At 52.4% G+C, this 6753-nt stretch carries 7 protein-coding genes and 1 riboswitch; of the genes, 5 read left to right on the forward strand and 2 right to left on the reverse strand.

What is annotated here, in order from left to right:
- Window positions 1-64 precede the first annotated feature (64 nt).
- Both JW883_12255 and JW883_12260 read right to left on the reverse strand, forming a co-directional pair.
- Window positions 65-1132 carry a tetratricopeptide repeat protein gene (locus JW883_12255; protein MBN1843037.1) on the reverse strand — a complete coding sequence of 356 codons (1068 nt, stop codon included), beginning with the start codon at window positions 1130-1132 and terminating at the stop codon, window positions 65-67.
- Window positions 1133-2080 carry a prenyltransferase gene (locus JW883_12260; GenBank protein MBN1843038.1) on the reverse strand — a complete coding sequence of 316 codons (948 nt, stop codon included), beginning with the start codon at window positions 2078-2080 and terminating at the stop codon, window positions 1133-1135.
- A gap of 317 nt (window positions 2081-2397) precedes the next feature.
- On the opposite strand from JW883_12260, the gene JW883_12265 reads away from it, so the two are divergent.
- The 5 genes from JW883_12265 to JW883_12285 all read left to right on the forward strand — a co-directional run.
- Window positions 2398-3132 carry an FAD-dependent thymidylate synthase gene (locus JW883_12265; protein MBN1843039.1) on the forward strand — a complete coding sequence of 245 codons (735 nt, stop codon included), beginning with the start codon at window positions 2398-2400 and terminating at the stop codon, window positions 3130-3132.
- A gap of 36 nt (window positions 3133-3168) precedes the next feature.
- A riboswitch (cobalamin riboswitch) is annotated at window positions 3169-3379 on the forward strand.
- A 14-nt stretch (window positions 3380-3393) separates the two neighbouring features.
- Window positions 3394-4449: an ABC transporter substrate-binding protein gene (locus JW883_12270; GenBank protein MBN1843040.1), complete on the forward strand. Its 1056-nt coding sequence runs from the start codon at window positions 3394-3396 to the stop codon at window positions 4447-4449.
- Window positions 4439-5251 (forward strand): ABC transporter ATP-binding protein, encoded by an 813-nt coding sequence (locus tag JW883_12275; protein ID MBN1843041.1) that lies wholly within the window; start codon window positions 4439-4441, stop codon window positions 5249-5251. The genes JW883_12270 and JW883_12275 overlap by 11 nt, the downstream gene beginning before the upstream one ends.
- Window positions 5248-6267: an iron ABC transporter permease gene (locus JW883_12280; GenBank protein ID MBN1843042.1), complete on the forward strand. Its 1020-nt coding sequence runs from the start codon at window positions 5248-5250 to the stop codon at window positions 6265-6267. The genes JW883_12275 and JW883_12280 overlap by 4 nt, the downstream gene beginning before the upstream one ends.
- 153 nt (window positions 6268-6420) lie before the next feature.
- Window positions 6421-6753: DUF4465 domain-containing protein (locus tag JW883_12285; GenBank protein MBN1843043.1), on the forward strand; the 333-nt coding region annotated here is incomplete at its 3' end.

A 6753-nucleotide genomic window follows, 5' to 3' on the forward strand; every position in this document is an offset into this window, starting at 1 on the left:
AAATGGAAGGCTGTGAAAACTTACAATCGTTACAACTTGGGAAATCGGCAACGGACGCCCGCGATCAGAAGGTAATTTTGTATAACAACGCCACGGCCTGGCCTTCATCCGGCCTCATCACCGAAGCCTCCAAGGTTGAATGTTCCTTCAAATAGCGAAAGAAATCGCGCTTCTGTTTGCGGTTGTATTTGTGAGCACTGCTAACAGCGCTATAGATATTGCCGGAATAGAGTCCAATCTCAAAAAAGGTTATCAGGCCCCCGAGGGCCTCATTTTCGTGATCAAATGCCTCATAGGCGGCAAGTATCATGGCGCCGTTTAGCAAGAAAGCGATGAAAGCGTCTCTGTACCTTTCGCAATAGAGGTGCCCGGCGCCGGGAATCACAGCAAGCCAGCCTGCAGCATGTGGATTTTTAGTTTTCACGAATTTTTTTTTATTGATTTTTTCGGACAGATCCTGGAGACGGTAGGCATTTTTGTTCTCCGGACTGATGCTATCAAAGGAGGCCTCGGCCTTTTCCCATTGGTCCATCTCAAGGTAGATCCATCCCCGCCTGTAGTGTAACTCATCCTTCACATCAGGGTCCTGGGTAATCATCAGGAGCCTGTCCAATACAACGAAAGCCGCGTCATATTGCTTCAGCTTCACGTAGCACTCGGCCGCCTTGAAATAGGATTTTACGGCAAACTCTGTATCACGGTATTTTTCAATCAAAGAATCAAAGGCGTCGATCGCCTGTTTGAAACGCTCTCCCTTGACATAGGAAAGCCCCACTTTGTACATGGTCAATTCCACACGCGGGTCTTGAGGGAAAAAGTGAATGAAACGCTCATATTCGCTGATTGCCCTGTAATATTCCCTTGTTGTGAAATAGGCTTCAGCAAACCGGAACTGCTCATCGGCTGTTATGACTACGGATGTCTGGCCATGGACAAATCGAGGGACAAGGGCGAAGAAAACAAGCCAGAACAGCAGCACAAAACCCGGCAAGCGTTTGCTATAGGTTTTCAGATAGTTAATTTCACAAGGCCAGAGGGAGAAATACGAGTAAGGCGTACTGGTGGGTACGTCGTCGAGGATTTCGACCGATAACGCAGTGAAATTGATTATCTGAAGTTCTATATTTTCCAATTAACAAATTACCTTCTGGAACACCAAAACAGCCGACAAGACCAGGCCCAGGGCAAGGTGCGTCTGGATGGTCAGGGCTTGGGCCGGGATAATTTCGTCGTAGGTTTCGTAGTGCAGGTTCAGGATCTTGATCGCCTTAAGCGGCAGCGGTATGGTCAGAAGAGCCGCGAGACAGAGCCACGGCGCCTTTCGGCCCAAAACCCAGTAAAGCACCACGGCGTAGGGACTGAGCATGAGCAATGAATAAATCCTGCGCGAGCGGTTGCGGCCCAGTCGAACGACCCAGTTCAGCTTTCCAGCGCCCCGGTCCGCATCATAGTCCGGAAACTGGTTGATCCAAATCACGGCTGTGATCAAAAAGCCAAGAGGGATACCCAAGGTGAAGGCCTGCCACGTGAAAAGACCTGTCATCACGTAATAGGTCCCCCAGGTAATCAGGGGGCCAAAGGCCAGGAAAATGGTCATCTCCCCAAGGCCCCGGGACATGAGACTCACGGGGGCCGCGGAATAGACGTATCCTGCCAGAAGCCCCATCATGCCTACGATTATCACAAAGGGTCGCCCTGAAAGGGCCAGCCACAAACCACACCCGATCCCCAGGACAAAGAAGCCCATTGCCATAGCCCATACCGTCCTGGCATCCATCAGCCTTTCCTGGATCACCCGGCTCCCGCCACTAAAAGGGGTAGGGTGCAGGTTGATCCTGTCGCTTCCGGGATCATCGTAATAGTCGTTGATCAGATTGCCACCCAGATGAAGGGAACCTACGCCGGTCATCACGACAACAAAAAGCCAAAAATGAAAGGCCCCGTGCAGGAAACTCAGGGCAGCCGCCACGATCACAGGCATGAGAGAGCCTGTCAAGAAAGGAAGGCGCATGGCTTTCACGTATATCTTCATCACATACTTTTTCCCCTTTTCTGCATAGCAGTGTGTGTCAAGTAGCATATCGGCCTTGGCATTGCAAGAACCTGCACAAGGTTAGACACGCTAGGAGGCTCTCCGAGAATAAGAAATTCTTTGCAAGGTCAAGGAAGGTGATCCGCCTCCGGCGGATTAACCACAGGAATACATTGAGTATTTTGACCCGCCTCCGGCGGATGAGCCTGACCTGTCTGCGTGGGGATACGCACAGGCTGGCGCCGAGATTGCGGAAAATACCATTCTCGGACAGTCTCTTGGAATCTACTTGAAAACCTGGTCATGGTGAGCTAGGAATCTCGTGTCAATCAAAAAGCCCTCACTGCATGGAGGTTGGGAGTCTCATGGAACCCACAAAAGCCAGAGTACGTTTGATCCGTCATACGGCCGGGCCGGAAGGCCTGATCGCCTCGGCCGCCAAGCTATGTTATGCAAAGGATACCTCAAGTGTCCTCGAACAGGAGAAAGACGAAGCTGAAAAGTTCGTAAAAATGCTTCGCAATATGGGCCATATGAGCCCTGTTGAGCATGCTTCCTTCACCTTCTATATCGAGGGCGTATCACGGGCCATGACCCACCAACTCGTCCGGCACCGGTTGGCGAGTTACTCTCAGCGGAGCCAGCGATATGTGCGGCATGACGGGTTTGAATATGTGATTCCGCCGCAATTCAAGGGCAAAAAGGTTAGGGAAAACGATACCGAGATCGACGCGGAAGAGTATTTTGAAGAAACCATGGCTTACCTGGCCGGGCGTTATGCCAGGCTCAACGAGGCCCTGGGAGGTAGTGGCGAGTCAAGCAACGAAGATGCCCGCTATGTGCTTCCCAATGCGTGTGAGACCAAGATATTCGTCACCATGAACGCGAGGGCGCTTCTTCATTTCTTTGAAGAACGCCTCTGCCTCCGGGCGCAGTGGGAAATACGCGGCGTGGCGGATCAGATGCTCGTGCTTGTCCAGAAAGTCTGCCCGGGTGTCTTTAAAGGAGCAGGCCCCAAGTGTGTGCGCCTTGGGAAATGCCCTGAAGGAAAGATGACTTGTGGGGATTTTGAGAAAATAAAGAAGCGCTATGCGGCTTAACATACAAGATTCCCCTTGACGGGAGCCGTACAGAACCTATATAGAGATAACCGTGGCGCCTGATTAAGGGCTTAATGGGGAATCCCGTTAAAATCGGGAGCGGGCCCGCCGCTGTAACCTCGTCCTTTTCTGCTCAGAAAAGGAAACTCTTTTAGCATTTTTTTACCACTGTTCCGATGGACCGGGATGGGAAGGTCGCTGGAAGGGCGGGGGAGCCAGAAGACCTGCCACGAAAAGAAACAAAGTGTCTCACATCCTCGCGTGCCGGTATGTGAACACTATTACAGGTTGAGGATAAAAAAGGGAAATCCCCAGGCTGAATCATCGGTCTGGGGATTTTTTTTTGTTGCCGGCATTTCAAGAGAATTCGACGTGACGATGCTTCGCAAGACCATACTTACAAGCCTTTTCTTGACCTTATGCCTTGTCTTGTCTGCCTGCTTATTGTCCGTGTGCCGGGCTGACAAAAACGCCCAACTTTTCACAGCACCCGCCGGCGATGCACACAGGCGTAGCCCGGAAGCGCAACGCGTCGTTTCCATGGCCCCCAACATCACGGAGACTATCTTTGCATTAGAGTGTGGAGATCGCCTGGTAGGGGTAACCGATTTCTGCTTATTCCCCGTTGAAGCGAGTGCCATACCAAAGGTGGGGGCATACTATAATCCCAATCTGGAAAGGCTTACCGCCTTGCGTCCCGACCTCGTGGTCTTACAGGGAAAACACGAAAAGGTGGATGCCTTTTGCCGGGCCAAGGGCATTGGCGTCCTGCATGTTGCCATGGACAGTATCTCATCTATCTATGGCGGTATTGTCGATCTGGGTAAAGCGCTTCAATGTCCAGAACGTGCCGAGAACCTATGCACCGGCATTCGCAAGGAGCTGAAGTCTGTTCGGAGCGACGTAGCCGGTTTTGCCCGCCACAAGGTCTTTATCTGTTTGGGCCGGGCTCCTGCCGGCCTGACCAGCTTGTACACTGCAGGAGGACCGAGCTTTATCAGTGAGATACTCCAAATCGCCGGCGGGGACAATGTCTTCCAAGATGTGACACTGCCTTATCCGGAGGCATCCAAGGAGAGCTTGATCAAGCGGGCGCCGGAAGTCATTATCGAAATACGTCCTGGTGAAAATCTCTCAGATCAAAGAAAAAAGCAGATGATAGCAGAATGGGACATCCTCCGTGGCGTTCCGGGGGTTGCTCATCATAGGGTTTATGTACTTACGGAGGACTTCCTTCTTGTGCCCGGACCCCGCGTCGGACTGGCTGCACGCTTTCTGGCACGTACACTCCATCAGGAGATCCAAGATGGGTCATAATCCGCTTTCGGTAGAATCCGTCACTTATCAATATGCGGCAAGCGAATGGCGACTGTTTCCGTCATCCTTTTCTGTGATGAAAGGTGAAATTCTCGGGATCATCGGCCCAAACGGATCAGGCAAAAGCACGCTGTTGAAGCTTGCTGCCCGCATATTATCTCCAGGGGCCGGAACGGTCCTCCTTGATGGAAGGGACTTGAACGGGATGGGTCGGCGTGAAATTGCCCGATACCTTGCCTATCTTCCCCAGGATGCTCAAAGTCACCTGGACTACACAGTCGAAGAAGTCGTGGGTATGGGACGCTTTGCCCACGCAAGAGGCATGGGGTTTCTTGGCCCGGACGATATTGACGTGGTCACAAGGTCTCTATTCCAGACAGAGACCGAAGGCTTTCGTGAACGTTCACTCTCAAGGCTTTCAGGGGGTGAGCGCCAGCGGGTATTTCTGGCTTCGGTGATCGCCCAGGAGCCAAAAGTTCTGCTGCTGGACGAACCGACAAGCGCCCTCGACATCCACCATCAGGTCAGGTTCTTCAACCTTCTCACTGACCTTGTGGCAGAAGGCATGGCCGTAGCCGTGGTCATGCATGACCTGAATCTGGCTTCTCTGTTTAGCGACCGCATCTTGTTGCTGAAACAAGGGAAAATCGTCCACCAGGGAAGCCCGGAAGAGATCCTGAACAAAGAGATATTACAGGAGATCTACGGCGACGGAGTGGAGATTGTAGAGCATCCGGCCACCGGTCGTCCGGTGGTGCTTCCAACAACGGCACCTGTGCAACACAAAAAAGGAATATCATAACCGCGATGCTTACGCCAAGAAAATGTGCTTTGATTCTGGCTGGTTACGTGTTGTTGTCCTGCGCTGTTCTTGTGACTGCACCGTTTTTTGGCAGTGAGCCACTGGCGTTCGACAATGTCGTGGATGCTCTCTTTTCCCACAGGCCTCACGTTGATGCTGACATTTTTTTCTACCATCGCATACCCCGCGTGTTGCTCGCCTTTCTGGTAGGCGGCTCTCTGGCTGTGGCAGGTAGCGCTCTGCAAGTAGTACTGCGGAACCCCCTGGCAGAGCCGTTTATCCTTGGCGTAGCCGGTGGCGGGGCTGTGGGCGCAGTCATTGCCATATCCGTTCCCGGACTCTTGATCCGTTTGGGCCCATTTTCATCCGTGCAACTTCTCAGCCTGCTTGGATGCATCCTTTGCATATGCGGCATCTACCGGCTTGCCTCAAGGCCCGTGGGCATCTCCATGACCAGCATTTTGCTCGCCGGAGTGACGATCAACATCCTTTGCGGGGCCGCTATCTTGCTGGTGCGCTATCTGGTCAGCCCTCACCTGCTGGTTGCCATGGACCGATGGATGATGGGAGGGCTCGATGTGATCGGATACCGAGAGCTATCCGCCCTCCTGCCACTACTCTTGCCAGGCCTTGCCTTGCTTTTCATACAGGGCCCGGCCCTGAACCTGCTCGCATTTGGCGAAGACATGGCCACGGGCCACGGCGTGAATGTCGCATCGGTCCAGAAACAGATCCTTGCAGGCACCGGCCTTGCGACTGCAGCCGCTGTTTCCCTGGCAGGCCCCATAGGTTTTGTGGGCCTGATTATCCCTCATGCCGTGCGGCGTCTGTCAGGGGTTGATCACCGAGTAGTTCTTCCCGCCTCATTCTGCCTGGGAGGGGCCTTTTTGACGGTGTGCGACCTGGTAGCCCGAACAGTGGTGGCGCCCACGGAAATGCCTGTGGGCATTATTACGGCGATAATAGGAGGGCCAATTTTTCTCAGGATTTTGCTTAAGGGGAGACGTCGCGAATGAGTTCAGGCAGTGCCTGTTATATCAGCATTACTGGGGTATGGTGTCTCATGAAGAGCTTCAGAGAGTCAGGATATGTTCGCAGCATAAATCAATCTCGTTTTTTCACAGCCTCAGGTAGGCTGGGAGACTCGACTGGAAAGGGAGGAATGCAAAATGAAAAAGCTTCTTGTTTTGTTCGTGTCACTATTTTTTCTGACAACAGCATTGGCCGACGCCGAAGTCACAAGTTTTGAGGATCTGGATTTAGATGCTGATTCTTACTGGAATGGTTCTGATGGTTCAGGGGGGTTCACCAGCGGTGGCACCAATTTCAACAACAGCTATAATGCCGACTGGGACAGTTGGGATGGCTTTTCCTATTCCAATATGACGGACAATAAGATTGTTGGTTTGGATGGGCAGTATAATGCAATAACTGGTAGAGGTGTCATAAGCAGCAACTATGTGGTTGGTTATGTTGGTTGGGCAGATCCACCCACGGTAACT

It is taken from the genome of Deltaproteobacteria bacterium, assembly GCA_016930875.1.
Taxonomy (GTDB): Bacteria; Desulfobacterota; Desulfobacteria; order Desulfobacterales.